General features: G+C 61.4%; 17 protein-coding genes. 12 read left to right on the forward strand and 5 right to left on the reverse strand.

Going from position 1 to position 15,873, the window contains the following annotated elements; all coding sequences use genetic code 11:
* Positions 1-69: 69 nt before the first annotated feature.
* Complete coding sequence (locus tag AC1Q6I_RS05320; RefSeq protein WP_024073896.1) at positions 70-411, forward strand: hypothetical protein; 342 nt, start codon at positions 70-72, stop codon at positions 409-411.
* Here AC1Q6I_RS05320 and AC1Q6I_RS05325 read toward each other — a convergent pair.
* The 3 genes from AC1Q6I_RS05325 to AC1Q6I_RS05335 all read right to left on the reverse strand — a co-directional run bounded on the left by AC1Q6I_RS05325 (position 408) and on the right by AC1Q6I_RS05335 (position 3,019).
* Entirely contained in the window at positions 408-1,589 is a 1,182-nt protein-coding gene (locus tag AC1Q6I_RS05325) for an aminotransferase class V-fold PLP-dependent enzyme (protein WP_024073897.1), read from the reverse strand. The genes AC1Q6I_RS05320 and AC1Q6I_RS05325 overlap by 4 nt on opposite strands.
* Positions 1,586-2,056 carry a RidA family protein gene (locus AC1Q6I_RS05330; protein WP_102624936.1) on the reverse strand — a complete coding sequence of 157 codons (471 nt, stop codon included), beginning with the start codon at positions 2,054-2,056 and terminating at the stop codon, positions 1,586-1,588. Before AC1Q6I_RS05330 ends, AC1Q6I_RS05325 begins: the two co-directional genes overlap by 4 nt.
* A 90-nt stretch (positions 2,057-2,146) precedes the next feature.
* Complete coding sequence (locus AC1Q6I_RS05335) at positions 2,147-3,019, reverse strand: LysR substrate-binding domain-containing protein (RefSeq protein ID WP_024073899.1); 873 nt, start codon at positions 3,017-3,019, stop codon at positions 2,147-2,149.
* A 131-nt stretch (positions 3,020-3,150) separates the two neighbouring features.
* Here AC1Q6I_RS05335 and AC1Q6I_RS05340 point away from each other — a divergent pair, with 131 nt between their 5' ends.
* Positions 3,151-3,312, forward strand: a complete 162-nt coding sequence (locus tag AC1Q6I_RS05340) for a hypothetical protein (protein ID WP_017844811.1) — start codon at positions 3,151-3,153, stop codon at positions 3,310-3,312.
* Between the two features lie 143 nt (positions 3,313-3,455).
* Positions 3,456-3,572 (forward strand): cytochrome c oxidase subunit CcoM, encoded by a 117-nt coding sequence (gene ccoM / locus AC1Q6I_RS05345; protein ID WP_024073900.1) that lies wholly within the window; start codon positions 3,456-3,458, stop codon positions 3,570-3,572.
* A gap of 187 nt (positions 3,573-3,759) precedes the next feature.
* On the opposite strand, the gene AC1Q6I_RS05350 is transcribed toward ccoM, so the two are convergent.
* Both AC1Q6I_RS05350 and AC1Q6I_RS05355 read right to left on the reverse strand, forming a co-directional pair.
* Positions 3,760-5,235 (reverse strand): inorganic phosphate transporter, encoded by a 1,476-nt coding sequence (locus AC1Q6I_RS05350; RefSeq protein WP_069075413.1) that lies wholly within the window; start codon positions 5,233-5,235, stop codon positions 3,760-3,762.
* 332 nt (positions 5,236-5,567) lie between these two features.
* Positions 5,568-5,768 carry a hypothetical protein gene (locus AC1Q6I_RS05355; RefSeq protein WP_003172389.1) on the reverse strand — a complete coding sequence of 67 codons (201 nt, stop codon included), beginning with the start codon at positions 5,766-5,768 and terminating at the stop codon, positions 5,568-5,570.
* A 525-nt stretch (positions 5,769-6,293) separates the two neighbouring features.
* On the opposite strand from AC1Q6I_RS05355, the gene pcaR reads away from it, so the two are divergent.
* The 9 genes from pcaR to AC1Q6I_RS05400 all read left to right on the forward strand — a co-directional run bounded on the left by pcaR (position 6,294) and on the right by AC1Q6I_RS05400 (position 15,872).
* Positions 6,294-7,136 carry a pca regulon transcriptional regulator PcaR gene (pcaR, locus tag AC1Q6I_RS05360; protein WP_024073903.1) on the forward strand — a complete coding sequence of 281 codons (843 nt, stop codon included), beginning with the start codon at positions 6,294-6,296 and terminating at the stop codon, positions 7,134-7,136.
* 141 nt (positions 7,137-7,277) lie between these two features.
* Complete coding sequence (gene pcaK / locus AC1Q6I_RS05365; RefSeq protein ID WP_069075415.1) at positions 7,278-8,618, forward strand: 4-hydroxybenzoate transporter PcaK; 1,341 nt, start codon at positions 7,278-7,280, stop codon at positions 8,616-8,618.
* A 266-nt stretch (positions 8,619-8,884) separates the two neighbouring features.
* Complete coding sequence (locus AC1Q6I_RS05370) at positions 8,885-9,742, forward strand: CoA transferase subunit A (protein ID WP_102624934.1); 858 nt, start codon at positions 8,885-8,887, stop codon at positions 9,740-9,742.
* The gene (locus AC1Q6I_RS05375; protein WP_024073906.1) at positions 9,742-10,521 is read left to right on the forward strand and encodes a CoA-transferase subunit beta; all 780 of its coding nucleotides are present in this window, start codon (positions 9,742-9,744) and stop codon (positions 10,519-10,521) included. The genes AC1Q6I_RS05370 and AC1Q6I_RS05375 overlap by 1 nt, the downstream gene beginning before the upstream one ends.
* Positions 10,518-11,723, forward strand: a complete 1,206-nt coding sequence (gene pcaF, locus AC1Q6I_RS05380) for a 3-oxoadipyl-CoA thiolase (RefSeq protein ID WP_173903830.1) — start codon at positions 10,518-10,520, stop codon at positions 11,721-11,723. The genes AC1Q6I_RS05375 and pcaF overlap by 4 nt, the downstream gene beginning before the upstream one ends.
* A gap of 17 nt (positions 11,724-11,740) precedes the next feature.
* The gene (pcaH, locus tag AC1Q6I_RS05385) at positions 11,741-12,445 is read left to right on the forward strand and encodes a protocatechuate 3,4-dioxygenase subunit beta (RefSeq protein WP_102624932.1); all 705 of its coding nucleotides are present in this window, start codon (positions 11,741-11,743) and stop codon (positions 12,443-12,445) included.
* A 1-nt stretch (position 12,446) separates the two neighbouring features.
* Positions 12,447-13,013 carry a protocatechuate 3,4-dioxygenase subunit alpha gene (gene pcaG / locus AC1Q6I_RS05390; protein ID WP_024073909.1) on the forward strand — a complete coding sequence of 189 codons (567 nt, stop codon included), beginning with the start codon at positions 12,447-12,449 and terminating at the stop codon, positions 13,011-13,013.
* Positions 13,014-13,201: 188 nt separating this feature from the next.
* Positions 13,202-14,497 (forward strand): MFS family transporter, encoded by a 1,296-nt coding sequence (locus tag AC1Q6I_RS05395; RefSeq protein WP_102624931.1) that lies wholly within the window; start codon positions 13,202-13,204, stop codon positions 14,495-14,497.
* A gap of 10 nt (positions 14,498-14,507) precedes the next feature.
* Complete coding sequence (locus tag AC1Q6I_RS05400) at positions 14,508-15,872, forward strand: 3-carboxy-cis,cis-muconate cycloisomerase (protein ID WP_102624930.1); 1,365 nt, start codon at positions 14,508-14,510, stop codon at positions 15,870-15,872.
* Position 15,873: the final 1 nt, after the last annotated feature.

Raw genomic sequence — 15,873 nt, forward strand, 5'->3', positions numbered from 1 at the left:
GGTTGGCGTGCTTGAGCTCAAGTCGCCCTGCAACCCGCCGACAGCCTGTTGATCAGGAGAATAATCACTATGCTGCCACCCATGCTGCCCGTCAGTGTTGTGCCGGTCACGTCACAACTCGACCCGGTGCGCCAGAAGCCGGACATCCCGCCCGTGGTGCCCGTGCAGGCGGGCTCGAACGAAAGCACCATCGACCTGAAAAAGGGCGATGCCGAGCAGTCGACCTTTTTGCTGCGCGAAGAACAGCGCCGCCAGCAAGAGCAGCAAAAGCGCCGGCGTGAAGCCGACGCGGACGCGGAGCAGCACCTGGCCATTCCTGGTGATGTGCTCAACGCCGACAACACCGTACCGGTGGTGCCGCTGATTGAAGACGCGCCGCGCCAGGGGCTGTGGGTGGACGTCGAGGTTTAATCGCGCAACTCGCGCAAGGCTGTCAGCAGCACCTCGATATCGTGGTCGTTGTTGAAGGGGCTGACGGAGATACGCGCGATGCTGCTCAGGCCGCGGGCCTGCATATCCAGCGGGGTGTAGGCCACACCGTTGGCGCCGATGTTGATTCGCTTCAATCCCAGCCGCCGCTTGAGTTCGAAGGCGTCCCAGCCGGCGAGGTTGAAGGCGATCAAGCCTGAGTGCGTAGCGCCCAAGTCATGCAAGGAAATGCCCGGTATCTGGCGCAGTGCTTCACGGATCCGCGCGCTGGTCTGCCTGACGCGTTCCCAGGCCCGCTCGATCCCCAGTCGATTGATCTCCTGCAGTGCGTTACCCAGCCCCGCCAACAAGGCGGCGGACACTTCGCTGGTTTCAAAGCGCCGGGCGTCGTTACGCAAGTCGTAGCCGTTGGCGTTCCAGGGGGCCGAGAACACATCGCGCTGGGCGGGGTTCAGGTGCTGGAGAAACGCCGGCCGCACATACAGCAGCGCCGTGCCGCGCGGCCCGCGCAGGTGCTTGCGGCCGGCCGATTTGAGCACATCGCAGTGCAGCGCCTGCACATCTACCGGTACCTGGCCGACAGCTTGACCCGCGTCGACAAAGTAGGGAATGCCATGGCGCCTGGCGACGGCGCCGATGGCTTGGGCGGGATTGATCAGGCCGCCATTGGCCGGGAGCCAGGTCAGGTCGATCAGCTTCACGTTTGTATCGATCATCGCTTCCAGGGCCACCGGGCAGACCGCGCCGGTTTCATCGCAGGGGATGACCTCGACCCGTGCGCCGGCATGCACCGCCAGTTCCATGCTCGCCAGGTTACCGCCCCATTCGTGGCGGCCCACCAAAATGCGCTCGCCCGGCTGCCAAGGGCCGAGTGCCTGGAACGCCATGCTCCAGGCCGTCGAGCCGCTGCTGGCAAAGGCAATCGACGAGGCGGGCGCATTGAGCAATTGCCCGGCGGCGCGGCGGGCTTGCTCTATCAGGGCCGCACCGTGTTCGCCGGCTTCCATGGGGCCGTCGCGAGCTTCACGCTGTAATTGTTCGATGATGGCATCGAGGGTTGCCTGGCTGGGTAAGGACGCGCCGGCGTGATTGAAATGCACGATGCCGGATAGGCAGCCAGGGGTGTTGTCCCGCAGTTGCTGGACTTCAAGCGGGCTCACGGTTGCAACTCGAAAATGGCGTCCACTTCCACCGCCACGCCGGCGGGCAGGCTGGAAACGCCGACGGCGGTGCGTACATGCCGGCCTTTTTCGCCAAGGGCATTGACCAGCAGGTTGGATGCGCCGTTGGCGACGCCACTCTGCTGCTTGAAGTCTGCGCTGCTGGCGATAAACACACCCAGGCGAACTGTGCGCACCAGGCGCGACAGGTCGTCTTCCAGCGCCGCGCTCAATTGCCCCAGCAGGCCCAGCGCCGCCAGTTCTGCCGCCTGGGCGCCTTCCTCATCGCTGAGGGATTCGCCCAGCCGGCCCACATAGGCAGGTTTGCCCTCCACCAGAGGAATCTGTCCGGAGATGAACAGCTGGTTGTGGCTGATGACATGATTGATGTAGTTGGCCGCCGGTTGGCTGGGGGAAGGCAGCGTCAAGCCAAGGGCGTGCACACATTGGCGGATGGAAGTGCTCATGTTGAATCCTCTTGGGTCGGGAGGATTCAGCATGGTGGCCGTGGTGTTCGGCGACAAACGGATAGATCTCATGGGACGTATCGAAATAACTCACGCGTCGGTGCAGGCTTGCTGCAACCACTCGCTGAAACAGCGGGCGGCCTCATTGGCAGGGCCCTGGGGGGTAATCAGCCAGTAACCGATCGCGCTGTGATAGGGCGGCCAGTCGAACGCCTCCACCAGGCTGCCGTCCTGGAGCCTGCGCTCGATCAAACGGTGACGCCCCATGGCGATGCCCTGGCCGGACACGGCGGCTTCGACCACGATGTTGTAGTCGTGCAGCATCACGCGGGGGTGTTGATCGAGGTCGACTCGATAATGCGCGGACCAATCCGTCCATTCGAATGGCCGGTGCGAGGTGGCCATCAGCAAGGGACCGTGATGCAGTTGGCTGGCTTTGAATGCCGGGCTGCATACCGGTGAGAGTATTTCAGGCATCAGCCGTATGGCCTGCACGTCGGGCCAATCGCCCTTGCCGTAACGGATGGCCAGGTCGATCGTTGTTCCGTCTACGTTCGCCAATTGAATCGCTGGCAACAGTTCCACCTGGATATGCGGGTAACGGTTGAGAAACCCGGCCAGGCGCGGTGCCAGCCATAAGGTGGCAAAGGATGCGAGCAGGCCAATGCGCAACACTGTGGCGCCAGGGGCGACCCGTTGGGTGCGGGTGGCGGCCGCGATGGCATCGAGGGCGGGGCGGATTTCGTCGTAATAACGCTGGCCGTCGGCTGTCAGGTCGATCGCGCGGGTACGCCGGATAAACAGCGGCTTGCCCAGGTGCTGTTCGAGTTTTTGCACCTGGTGGCTCAAGGCGCTCTGGGTGACCGACAACTCATTGGCCGCCTTGATAAAACTCAAGTGCCGTGCCACCGCTTCAAAGGCGCGCAGGGCGAGCAATGGGGGAAGGTCCTTGAACAGTGCCACCTGGGGGGCCTCCGGGTGCGGGCTTAAAGTGCCGATTTTGGGCGATGCCTCGCCTTTTGTCGCTCGCTGATTTGCCGCCGGACGGGGGAGGCCGCATTATTGAGGCACTCCCGCCATAACGTAGCCAAGCCATGAGTGATGACGACAAGCTGATCGACCTGAATGCCGAACGTGCCAAACGTGTGCATGACCTCAATGACAAACGCCTGAATGAAGTGCGCCAGGCATTTGAACAGGCGATGCCCTTGGGGAAAGTTAAGAAAAAGCCGAAGAACAAACCGAAAAAGCGTTGAAAGGGCCTGCATTTATTGATGCAGGTCAGTTATTACCCTTCTTTACACCCCGTTGAGGGCGACATTGATCCTCGTCAATTTTCCAGAGTGCCTTCTCCATTAACTTAGCCCTATCGCAACAGGGCAAGTGCAGGAGGCCGGTCATGTTTTTCGATAATGTGGTGTTCGCCGGGGTGCTGACTGTAAGCCTCATGGTGATGTTTTTTGTAGGGTTTGGATTTTTTATCTGGAAAGACGCACATAAGCGTAAAAAACCATAAGTTTTTCCGGATTACATGAGCACGCAAGGCATTTTGGGCGACTTCGGTCGCCCTTTTTTTTGCCTGCGATTTAATCAACACCCCATTTGAACTGAGTCCGGTGGCGCAGCAGTTTAAGGACGGGACACACGCATAAAAAAAGGTGCGACCCTCGCAGGTCGCACCTTTATTTTTTGCGGGTTGGCTATCAGCTACCCAATGCCTTGGACGCCAACCAGAACAACCCGGCCGACAGGCCTACGGTGGCTGGCAGGGTCAACACCCAGGCCATCAGGATGGTCTTTACGGTACCGCCTTGCAGGCCGCTCTTGTTGGCAACCATGGTACCGGCGACACCGGAAGACAGTACGTGCGTGGTCGAAACCGGCAGGCTGAAGATGTTGGCCAGGCCGATCATGCTGGCGGTGGTGATCTGCGCCGACATGCCCTGGGCGTAGGTCATGCCCTGCTTGCCGATCTTCTCACCGATGGTCAGTACCACACGCTTCCAACCCACCATGGTGCCGAGGCCCAATGCCAGGGCGACCGCGAGGATTACCCAGAACGGCGCGTACTCGGTCGTGGCGGTCAGGTCTTTGCGCAGCTTGTCGAGGTCGGACTTCTCACGCGCATCCAGGCCCGGCAGCTTGCCGACTTTCTTCGCGGTGTCATCCAGGCATAGCAGGTAGCGACGTACCTCAATGCGCTGGTCGGCATTCAGCGCGTGGTAATCGGAAACGCCTTTCAAGGTGTCCACGAGCGCGTTGATGGTCGGCTCGGTCTGCTGCGGGTTGCAGCGGAACTTGCCCGGCAAGTCATCCTTCACGCTTTTCCCCAAGGCCAGGAACTCGCCCAGGGTTTCGTGGTTGCGCTGGTAGAACTGATTCAAGTGCACGGTGGCGTCGCGGGTGCGCTCGATCTGGTAGGTGGTGCTGCCCAGGTCGAGGACGAACTGTGCCGGTACGATGCCGATCAGCACCAGCATGATCAAGCCGATACCTTTCTGCCCATCGTTGGAGCCGTGCACGAAACTCACGGCCATGGCGGAAATCACCAGGACCAGGCGGTTCCAGAACGGCGGGTGTTTCTTGTCGTCGAGCTTGCGGCGCTGGTCCGGGGTCTTGTGCATCTTCGACAGCGGGCGCCACCACTTCAGGCCGAGCAGCACCAGGGCGGCAACCAGGAAGCCGGCCATCGGCGAGAACACCAGGGAGGCGCCGATATCGATCGCTTTCTGCCAGTTCACCCCGTCAGCCAGGGGAATGTCATTGATCAGGGCGTTGGCCAGGCCGACACCAAGGATCGAACCGATCAGGGTGTGGGAGCTGGAGGCGGGGATACCGAAGTACCAGGTGCCCAGGTTCCAGGTGATCGCCGCCGCCAATAAAGAGAAGACCATCGCCAAACCATGGCCGGTGTTCACATTGATCAGCAACTCCACCGGCAGCAAGTGCACGATGGCGTAGGCGACACCGACACCACCGAGCAACACGCCGAGGAAGTTGAACACCCCGGAGAAGAACACCGCCAGGTGCGGCGGCATGGCTTTGGTATAGATGACTGTGGCCACCGCATTAGCGGTGTCATGAAAGCCATTGATGAACTCGAAGGCGAGGACAAAGGCCAGGGCGAGCAACAGGCTCACGAGAACCCAAGCATCCAGTCCGCTGAATAAATCGATCATGAAGGTTTTCTGACCCGGTCGTAAGGGGGCGCGATTATGCCAGAAAACCTCGGTAATCGATGCACTAGCTGCTCATTGGTAACAATCTTCATTGAAAAAACACGGGCAAAAGGTGCTCATCCCAGGCTTTTCGGGGCTTTGGCAAGTCTTTGATTTATAAAGCGCACAGCTGAAAAGGTGCGGTTTTGTCACCTAATCGTCATGTCTGAAACATTTGTACGAAATTTCCCTGGGGCGGCAGGGTGCTGAGCCGTGGAGGCTCATGCAAGGTGCCCTCCGCCGGCAATAAGCCGGCAGAGACAGCAAGACCCTGAGGACTCGAACCGAAGTGCTTATGGCTCTTCGGCCTTGAGTTCCTGTTCAATCTTTTGGATTTCCTGGGCAAAGGCCTGATCGAGCAGACTGGCTCGTTTGCGCCATGGCTTGCGTTCTGGCTCAGGCTGGGCGGCGTAGGTGGTGACTTCCCCGCCGTAAACGTCCTTGTAACGTTGCTCCTGGCGCTCAAGTTCCGCGCGCAGTTCATCTTTCGTCACAGTGCTACCTAATTGAGTTGAGTTTAATTACCGTGCAGCGGTGGAGCTGAAAATTGCCCTCGGCGTATTTCAATGTTGAACAGCCAAACTGTTCAAGTTTGAATAATTGACCAAAGGTGACTTCGTTAAACCGGTAGTGATAACCGGCGACGCGTTCCGCATGCACCGCCTGCGAGCTCCGATCCCGATAGTGATACCGGGCTGACCTCTGCACAGGTTGCATTATAGCGGCGCATTTGAATAACTCTATCACCATAAAGTTAAAAAACGTCAACTTGCTGTGAGAGTTTTGTTACATGTACGCGTCAGTATTTCGCTGGAAAACCGGCGCCATCATTTTTGCGCTCTTGTAAAAGTTGTCGCGGCCTGTCCGATATTTCTCTACGTCCAGGTTGATTGCGATAATCGAATGATCGTCCGATAATCGCCCAATGTTGTTGGCCCAAGCTTGTGCCTCGCGTCTGGCACGGCTTTCAATAGTGATCAACCCTTCCAGCGGTTGAAAATAAGAGAAAGGATCCGGAAATGAACGATCAATTGCGCAACTCCTTCGCGTCAGCGGCGCCGCCGATCGTGGCTTCGCCCGCCAAGCGCATCCAGGCGTTTACCGGTGATCCAGACTTCATGACCTCCCTGGCCCGTGGCCTGGCCGTGGTGCAAGCGTTTCAGGAGCGCAAGCGGCACCTCACCATCGCCCAGATCAGTCACCGCACCGAAATCCCCCGCGCCGCCGTGCGACGTTGCCTGCACACCCTGATCAAGCTCGGCTACGCCACCACCGATGGGCGTACTTATTCGCTGCTGCCCAAAGTCCTGACCCTGGGTCATGCCTATTTGTCCTCCACGCCCCTGGCGGTCTCCGCGCAACCTTACCTGGACCGTATGAGCGAGCAGCTTCACGAAGCCTGCAACATGGCGACCCTTGAGGGCGACGACATCCTCTATATAGCCCGTTCCGCCACGACCCAGCGCCTGATTTCCGTGGACCTGTCGGTGGGCGGGCGCTTGCCGGCATATTGCACGTCCATGGGCCGCATCCTGCTTGCCGCGTTGGATGACGCCTCGCTGCAGGACTACCTCGACCACGCCGACCTGCAAACCAAGACCAGCCGCACCCTGACCACCCCCGAAGCCTTGCTCGAATGCCTGCAACAAGTACGGCAGCAGGGCTGGTGCATCGTCGACCAGGAGCTGGAGCAGGGCCTGCGCTCCATCGCCGTACCGGTGTACGACGCCTCGGGCCAGGTATTGGCCGCGTTGAACGTCAGTACCCACGCCGGGCGGGTCAGCCGCAGCGAGTTGGAGCAGCGCTTCCTGCCGAGCATGCTCAGCGCCAGCCGCGAGTTGAGTGCGCAATTGTTTGCTTAAGCTGTTCGGTGACCGCACAGATCCCGGTTTGATGAATTGACGGTGTTTCCCCTGGCTTATTACTGTGCGGCAGCGCTCTAGCGCCACAATAATAACGACGACCCCAGGTCGTCAGCCCGCCATCGGTGTGGAATAAAAACAATGAATCAACCTTCTGTCGGCACCACACTGGACGTCCAGGCCTTTATCAATGCCCAACCCTTGTCACGTTATCAGTGGCGCGTGGTGATCCTGTGTTTCCTGATTGTCTTCCTCGATGGCCTCGACACGGCTGCCATGGGGTTTATCGCGCCTGCATTGTCCCAGGACTGGGGTATCGACCGCGCCAGTCTCGGTCCGGTGATGAGTGCCGCATTGATCGGCATGGTGTTCGGCGCCCTGGGCTCCGGGCCACTGGCTGACCGCTTCGGGCGCAAAGTGGTGCTGGTGGGGGCCGTGCTGGTGTTTGGTGCCTTCAGCCTGGCCTCGGCCTACAGCACCGATGTCGATCAATTGCTGGTGCTGCGCTTCCTGACCGGGCTGGGCCTTGGCGCCGGCATGCCGAACGCCACGACCCTGCTCTCGGAATACACCCCGGAGCGCCATAAATCGCTGCTGGTCACCAGCATGTTCTGCGGCTTCAACCTGGGCATGGCCGGCGGCGGGTTTATCTCCGCCAAGCTGATTCCGGCATTCGGCTGGCATAGCCTGTTGATGATCGGTGGTATCTTGCCGTTGATCCTGGCGCTGGTGCTGCTGGTGTGGCTGCCGGAATCGGCGCGTTACCTGGTGGTGCGCAATCGCGGCACCGACAAGGTGCGCAAGACCCTGTCACCCATTGAACCCAGCCTTGTCGCCCAGGCCATGGCCTTCAGTGTCCCCGAGCAAAAAACCGTCAAGGCGCGCAACGTGTTTGCGGTGATCTTCTCCGGCACCTACAGCGCTGGCACCTTGTTGCTGTGGCTCACCTATTTCATGGGCCTGGTGATCGTTTACCTGCTGACCAGTTGGCTGCCGACCCTGATGCGCGACAGCGGCGCCAGCATGGAACAGGCAGCGTTTATCGGTGCGTTGTTCCAGTTTGGTGGTGTATTGAGCGCGGTGGGCGTGGGCTGGGCGATGGACCGCTTCAATCCCCACAAGGTCATTGGCACTTTCTACTTGCTGGCCGGAGTGTTTGCCTACGCGGTAGGGCAGAGCCTGGGCAATATCACGTTGCTCGCGACCCTGGTGCTGATCGCCGGGATGTGCGTCAACGGCGCGCAGTCGGCAATGCCGTCCCTGGCTGCGCGCTTCTACCCGACCCAGGGCCGCGCCACCGGTGTGTCCTGGATGCTCGGCATCGGCCGCTTCGGTGCGATCCTCGGTGCCTGGATGGGCGCCACCTTGCTGGGCCTGGGCTGGAATTTCGAGCAGGTACTCACGGCGCTGGTAATCCCGGCGGCATTGGCCACGGCTGCGGTGGTGATCAAAGGCATGGTCAGCCACGCCGACGCAACCTGAGGCCTGGCACGCTCAAATGTGGGAGTGGGCTTGCCCAGGCAGCAGTGGGGCGGCCAATACATCGGGTGGCTGATACACCGCTCTCTGGGGCAAGCCTCCTCCCACATTGACCGCGTTTGGCTGAATGATTAGCGAGGTAACAATATGTTCGATAATCGAACGCTGAGTCGATTATCGGATTGTTTGGCCCATTTCCCCGGCTTAATCTTCAAGCACTTCGGCGCCACCTCAGCGCCTTTTACGATCAACACCGGGAGCCCAACCCCATGGCTGAAATTCTCACCTTGCGTGATGCGGTCAAGCGCTTCGTGAATGACGGCGATACCGTCGCCCTCGAAGGCTTTACCCATCTGATCCCTACGGCGGCAGGTCATGAAATCATTCGTCAGGGCAAGAAAGACCTGACGCTGGTACGGATGACGCCTGACCTGATCTATGACCAGTTGATCGGTGCCGGCTGCGCACGCAAGTTGATTTTCTCCTGGGGTGGCAACCCCGGCGTGGGGTCCTTGCACCGCCTGCGTGACGCGGTCGAGAAGCAATGGCCGCAGCCGCTGGAAATCGAAGAACACAGCCACGCCGACCTGGCCAATGCCTACGTCGCCGGTGCCTCTGGCTTGCCGTTCGCGGTACTGCGCGCCTACGCTGGTTCCGACCTGCCCAAGGTCAACCCGCTGATCAAGACCGTCACCTGCCCCTTTACTGGCGAAGTGCTGGCGGCGGTGCCATCGGTGCGTCCGGACATCACCGTGATCCACGCGCAAAAGGCTGACCGCAAGGGCAACGTATTGCTCTGGGGCATTCTCGGCGTGCAGAAGGAAGCGGCCCTGGCCGCCAAGCGCTGCATCGTCACCGTGGAAGAGATCGTCGACGACTTGAACGCGCCGATGAACAGCTGCGTGTTGCCGACCTGGGCCCTGACCGCGGTGTGCCATGTGCCCGGTGGTGCGCATCCGTCCTACGCCCACGGCTACAACGAGCGTGACAATCGTTTCTACCAAGCGTGGGATCCAATCGCCCGCGATCGTGGGACCTTTACCGCCTGGATCGATGAATACATCCATGGCACTGCCGACTTCAGTGAATTCCAGGCCAAGCTGGCTACCGCGCAGGAGGCCAAGTAATGGCTTACTCGACCAACGAAATGATGACCGTCGCCGCCGCCCGCCGCCTCAAGAACGGCTCGGTATGCTTTGTGGGCATCGGCCTGCCATCCAAGGCGGCCAACCTGGCGCGCCTGACCTCGTCGCCGGACGTGGTGCTGATCTACGAGTCCGGTCCGATTGGCGCCAAGCCCAGCGTACTGCCCCTGTCTATCGGTGATGGCGAGCTGGCGGAAACCGCTGACACGGTCGTGCCGACCGGTGAGATTTTCCGCTACTGGCTGCAAGGTGGGCGCATTGACGTGGGCTTTCTCGGTGCAGCCCAGGTCGACCGCTTCGGCAATATCAACACCACCGTGGTCGGTGACTACCACCAGCCTAAGGTACGCCTGCCGGGTGCCGGTGGCGCGCCGGAAATCGCCGGCTCGGCCAAGAGCGTGCTGATCATCCTCAAGCAGTCGTCGCGTTCGTTTGTCGACAAGTTGGACTTCATCACCTCCGTCGGCCACGGCGAAGGCGGCGATTCGCGCAAACGCCTGGGCCTGCCGGGTGCCGGCCCCGTCGGAATTATAACCGACCTGTGCATCATGGAGCCGGAAGAGGGCACCCATGAGTTCGTGGTCACTGCACTGCACCCTGGCGTTACCCGCGAGCAAGTGGTGGCGGCCACCGGTTGGCCCATCCGCTTTGCCGACCGGGTGGATACCACCGAGGAACCCACCGAGGTCGAACTGACCGCGCTGCGTGATCTGGAAACTCGCACCGCCGCCGCCCACGGCCAAGCACCGGGAGAAGCCTGATGCGTGACGTCTTTATCTGTGATGCGATTCGTACCCCTATCGGCCGGTTTGGCGGGGGCTTGGCCACGGTGCGTGCCGATGACCTGGCGGCGCTGCCGATCAAGGCACTGATCGAACGCAACCCTTCGGTGGACTGGAGCGCGGTCGACGAAGTATTCCTCGGCTGCGCCAACCAGGCGGGTGAGGATAATCGCAACGTCGCACGTATGGCGCTATTGCTGGCGGGCCTGCCTTCGAGCATTCCCGGTGTGACCCTCAACCGGCTGTGCGCCTCGGGCATGGATGCGATCGGCACCGCGTTTCGTGCGATTGCCAGCGGTGAAATGGAGTTGGCGATTGCCGGCGGCGTCGAGTCGATGTCCCGTGCGCCCTTCGTGATGGGCAAGGCCGATGCAGCGTTCTCGCGCAGCATGAAGCTGGAAGACACCACCATTGGCTGGCGCTTTATCAACCCATTGATGAAGGCCCAGTACGGTGTCGACGCGATGCCGCAGACCGCCGATAACGTCGCTGATGATTACCACGTGTCCCGCGCCGACCAGGACGCCTTTGCCCTGCGCAGCCAGCAACGTACCGCTGCCGCCCAGGCGGCCGGGTACTTCGCTGAAGAAATCGTGCCGGTGCGGGTCGCCCATAAAAAAGGCGAAACCGTGGTCGATCAGGATGAGCACCCACGCGCAGACACCACCCTGGAAACCCTGGCGCGGCTCAAACCGGTGAACGGCCCGGACAAGACCGTCACCGCCGGTAATGCTTCTGGCGTCAACGACGGTGCCGCCGCGCTGATCCTGGCGTCCGCCGATGCGGTGAGAAAACATGGCCTCACTGCCCGCGCTCGTGTATTGGGCATGGCCAGTGCCGGTGTCGCACCACGGGTCATGGGCATCGGTCCGGTGCCGGCGGTACGTAAACTGGTGGAACGCCTGGGCCTGGCGGTTACCGACTTTGACGTGATCGAACTCAACGAAGCCTTCGCCAGCCAAGGCCTGGCGGTGCTGCGTGAATTGGGCATCGCTGACGACGCGCCCCAGGTCAACCCGAACGGCGGCGCTATCGCCCTCGGCCATCCCCTGGGCATGAGCGGTGCACGGTTGGTGTTGACGGCTTTGCACCAGTTGGAAAAAACCGGTGGCCACAAAGGCCTGGCGACCATGTGTGTGGGCGTCGGCCAAGGCTTGGCCCTGGCGATTGAACGCATCTAATAAGAGAGGACAGCTCCATGACTGATAAGCCCGGTTACCGGCGCCCGCAAGCGGGCACCCAACCTGAGTACCTGCACCCGCCCTACCAGTCGACGAGCCTGCGTTCGCCGTCCAAGCCGTTGGTGTTCCTGCCCCATTCGCTGTCGGAAATCACCGGCCCGACCATCGGCGCCGAGCGAGTCAGCGAGAAGGATAACGACCTCACCGCCCAACACGACGGCGAGCCCCTGGGTGAACGCATCATCATTCACGGTCGCGTGCTGGATGAAAACGGCCTGCCGGTGCCGGGCATCCTCGTGGAGATCTGGCAAGCCAACGCTGCCGGTCGCTACAACCACAAGCGCGACCTGCACGACGCGCCGCTGGACCCGAACTTCACCGGCACCGGGCGCACGGTTACCGACGCCGACGGCTGGTACCAGTTCCAGACCATCAAGCCCGGCGCCTACCCGTGGGGTAACCACCACAATGCGTGGCGCCCTGCGCATATCCACTTTTCGCTGTTCGGGCCGAGCGTGCTGACGCGCCTGGTCACGCAGATGTATTTCCCCGGCGACCCGCTGCTGGAATACGACCCGATCTACAACTGCGTGCCGGACACCAGCGCCAAAGAGCGCCTGATCGCGCGTTTCGATCTGGAAAAAACCATTCCTTCCTATGCCCTCGGCTACCGCTGGGACATCGTCCTGCGTGGCCGTGACGCCACGCCGATGGAGAAATGAGATGACACTCAATGCGACCACGTCCCACACCGTCGGGCCGTATTACCACATTGGCCTGACCTGGCTGAATCGCGAAGCCCTGGCCAACGCCGACACCCTCGGCGAACGCGTGGCGATCAGCGGGCAGGTGGTGGACGGCAACGGTGATGTCGTCAACGACGCCATGCTCGAAGTCTGGCAGGCCAATGCCGCCGGCAAATACGACCACCCGGAAGATGAGCAGGACAAGGCCGTCGATCCCAACTTCGAAGGTTTTGGCCGCGTACCGGTGGACGCCGAAGGGCGGTTCCGCTTTACCACCATCAAGCCGGGCAGTGTGCCGGGGCTGAAAGGCACCACCCAGGCGCCGCACCTGGTGGTACTGGTGTTTGCCCGTGGCCTGGTGAAGCATTTGCTGACGCGGATCTATTTTGACGGCGAGGCGTTGAACGGGGATGACCCGTTGCTGGCGTGTGTACCTGCCGAGCGGCGGGGTACCTTGATTGCCAAGACCGATGCGGACGGCGTGTATCAGTGGAATGTGATTTTGCAAGGGACAGATAAGGAAACGGTGTTTTTCGATTATTGAGTCGCTTGTCAGGGCCCCATTGGGGGCAAGCCTCCTCCCACATTTTGATCGCGCTGCCTATCAAATGTGGGAGGGGGCTTGCCCCCGATAGGGTCGGTTCAGGCACTGAGTACTCAAATGTCTGCTTGCGGAACATGGTTGTTGCAAAGTATGTCTAGGCTATAACCGTTCCCACTGAGTGAAAAAACATGACAACAACGACAAGTCACTACACCGGAGAAGAACGCAGCAAACGGATCTTTGCCATCGTCGGCGCTTCCTCCGGCAACCTCGTCGAATGGTTCGACTTCTACGTCTACGCCTTCTGTGCCATTTACTTTGCCCCTGCGTTTTTCCCCTCGGACGACCCTACGGTCCAACTGCTCAACACCGCTGGCGTATTCGCCGCCGGGTTCCTGATGCGACCCATCGGCGGCTGGCTGTTTGGCCGGGTTGCCGATAAGCACGGGCGCAAGAATTCGATGATGATCTCGGTGCTGATGATGTGCGCCGGCTCCCTGGTCATCGCCTTCCTGCCCACCTACAAGGATATCGGCGCCTGGGCGCCGGCCTTGCTGCTGGTGGCGCGGCTGTTCCAAGGCTTGTCGGTGGGGGGTGAATACGGCACCACCGCAACCTACATGAGTGAAGTCGCGCTCAAGGGCCAGCGTGGGTTCTTCGCCTCCTTCCAGTACGTGACCCTGATCGGTGGGCAACTGCTGGCGGTGTCGGTGGTGGTGATCCTGCAACAGATCTTCAGCGAAGAGGAACTGCGCGCCTGGGGCTGGCGCATTCCGTTCGTGATTGGCGCCATCGCGGCGGTGATCTCCCTGCTGCTGCGTCGCAGCCTGAAAGAAACCACCAGCAAAGAAATGCGTGAAGACAAGGACGCCGGCAGCATCGCCGCGCTGTTCCGTGACCACAAGGCCGCGTTTATCACCGTGCTCGGCTACACCGCCGGCGGTTCGCTGATTTTCTACACCTTTACCACCTACATGCAGAAGTACCTGGTGAACACTGCCGGGATGCACGCCAAGACCGCCAGCTACATCATGACCGGCGCGCTGTTCCTGTACATGTGCATGCAGCCGCTGTTCGGCATGCTGGCTGACAAGATCGGCCGGCGTAACTCGATGCTGTGGTTCGGCGCCCTGGGGACCCTGTGCACGGTGCCGATCCTGCTCAGCCTGAAAACCATCAGCAGCCCGTTCCTGGCGTTTGTATTGATCACCCTGGCCTTGGCCATCGTCAGTTTCTACACCTCCATCAGCGGCCTGGTGAAAGCTGAAATGTTCCCGCCACAAGTGCGCGCCCTCGGCGTGGGCCTGGCCTATGCGGTGGCCAACGCGATCTTCGGTGGCTCGGCGGAATACGTAGCCTTGGGCCTCAAGTCCATGGGCATGGAAAACACTTTCTATTGGTACGTCACCGGCATGATGGCGGTGGCGTTCCTGTTCAGCCTGCGCTTGCCAAAACAGGCGGCGTACCTGCACCACGATCTGTAAGGGACGAGTTATGACACTGCGCACGAGCAACCAATTGTTCGACGCTTACTTCACCGCCGACAGCATGGCCGAGGTGTTCTGCGACCAGGGACGCTTGCAGGGCATGCTGGATTTCGAAGCCGGGTTGGCGCGGGCCGAGGCCCGGGTTGGGTTGATCCCGCAGGCCGCCGTGGCGCCGATTGCCCAGGCGTGCCTGGCATCGCTGTATGACGTGGATGCCCTTGGGGTGGCGATTGCCACCGCGGGTAATTCGGCGATTCCCTTGGTGAAGGCACTGGGCAAGTTGATTGCCGCTGAAGACCCGAGTGCCGAGCGTTATGTGCACCTGGGGGCGACCAGCCAGGACGTGATGGACACCGGCCTGGTTTTGCAGTTGCGGCGCGCGGTGGCACTGATCGAAGCGGACTTGGCGCGCTTGGGCGACGTTCTCGCCGCCCAGGCGCAGCGTTATGCCGCCACACCGCTGGCCGGGCGTACCTGGCTGCAGCACGCGACGCCGGTCACCCTGGGCATGAAGATCGCCGGTTGGCTGGGCGCGGTGACGCGCAGTCGCCAGCGCCTCACGCAACTCAAGCCACGCCTGCTGGTGCTGCAGTTCGGCGGCGCCTCGGGCACCTTGGCCGCGCTCGGCGTTCAGGCCATGCCGGTAGCCGAGGCCCTGGCCGCCGAATTGCAACTGAGCTTGCCGGAGCAACCCTGGCACACCCAGCGTGATCGCCTGGTGGAACTGGCCAGCGTGCTCGGTTTGATCGCTGGCAGCCTCGGCAAGTTGGGACGGGATCTCAGCCTGCTGATGCAGACCGAAGCGGCGGAAGTGTTCGAGCCATCGGCACCGGGCAAAGGTGGCTCGTCAACCATGCCCCACAAACGCAACCCGGTGGGCGCCGCTGTGCTGATCAGCGCCGCTACCCGCGTGCCCGGCCTGGTGGCGACGATGTTCAGTGCCATGCCCCAGGAGCACGAACGCAGCCTGGGCTTGTGGCACGCCGAATGGGAAACCCTGCCGGAAATATGCCGACTGGTCTCCGGCGCCTTGCAACAGGCGTTACTGGTGAGCGAAGGCTTGGAAGTCGACCCCGAGCGCATGACGCACAACCTCGACCTGACCCAGGGCCTGGTGCTGGCCGAAGCCGTCAGCATCGTATTGGCCCAACGCCTGGGCCGCGATACCGCGCACCATCTGTTGGAGCAATGCTGCAAGCGCGCCGTTGCAGGAGGTCGCCACCTGCGTGCGGTACTGGCGGACGAAGCGCAGGTCACTGCCGAACTCTCGGCGGCTGAACTGGACCGCCTGCTCGACCCGGCGCATTACCTGGGCCAGGCCCATACCTGGGTCAGCCGCGCTGTCACCGAACACTTTGCATTGACTGCCTGAG

The sequence above is a fragment of the Pseudomonas sp. MPR-R2A5 genome (genome assembly GCF_058793055.1).

Excerpts from the sequence above, each read along its gene's own strand:
- AC1Q6I_RS05395 (WP_102624931.1), top strand. The coding sequence starts at position 13,202 with ATGACAACAACGACAAGTCACTACACCGGAGAAGAACGCAGCAAACGG.
- AC1Q6I_RS05320 (WP_024073896.1), top strand. The coding sequence starts at position 70 with ATGCTGCCACCCATGCTGCCCGTCAGTGTTGTGCCGGTCACGTCACAA.
- pcaK (WP_069075415.1), top strand. The coding sequence starts at position 7,278 with ATGAATCAACCTTCTGTCGGCACCACACTGGACGTCCAGGCCTTTATC.
- AC1Q6I_RS05350 (WP_069075413.1), bottom strand. The coding sequence starts at position 5,235 with ATGATCGATTTATTCAGCGGACTGGATGCTTGGGTTCTCGTGAGCCTG.
- pcaG (WP_024073909.1), top strand. The coding sequence starts at position 12,447 with ATGACACTCAATGCGACCACGTCCCACACCGTCGGGCCGTATTACCAC.
- AC1Q6I_RS05370 (WP_102624934.1), top strand. The coding sequence starts at position 8,885 with ATGGCTGAAATTCTCACCTTGCGTGATGCGGTCAAGCGCTTCGTGAAT.
- AC1Q6I_RS05340 (WP_017844811.1), top strand. The coding sequence starts at position 3,151 with ATGAGTGATGACGACAAGCTGATCGACCTGAATGCCGAACGTGCCAAA.
- pcaH (WP_102624932.1), top strand. The coding sequence starts at position 11,741 with ATGACTGATAAGCCCGGTTACCGGCGCCCGCAAGCGGGCACCCAACCT.
- AC1Q6I_RS05400 (WP_102624930.1), top strand. The coding sequence starts at position 14,508 with ATGACACTGCGCACGAGCAACCAATTGTTCGACGCTTACTTCACCGCC.
- AC1Q6I_RS05330 (WP_102624936.1), bottom strand. The coding sequence starts at position 2,056 with ATGAGCACTTCCATCCGCCAATGTGTGCACGCCCTTGGCTTGACGCTG.
- AC1Q6I_RS05375 (WP_024073906.1), top strand. The coding sequence starts at position 9,742 with ATGGCTTACTCGACCAACGAAATGATGACCGTCGCCGCCGCCCGCCGC.
- ccoM (WP_024073900.1), top strand. The coding sequence starts at position 3,456 with ATGTTTTTCGATAATGTGGTGTTCGCCGGGGTGCTGACTGTAAGCCTC.
- pcaR (WP_024073903.1), top strand. The coding sequence starts at position 6,294 with ATGAACGATCAATTGCGCAACTCCTTCGCGTCAGCGGCGCCGCCGATC.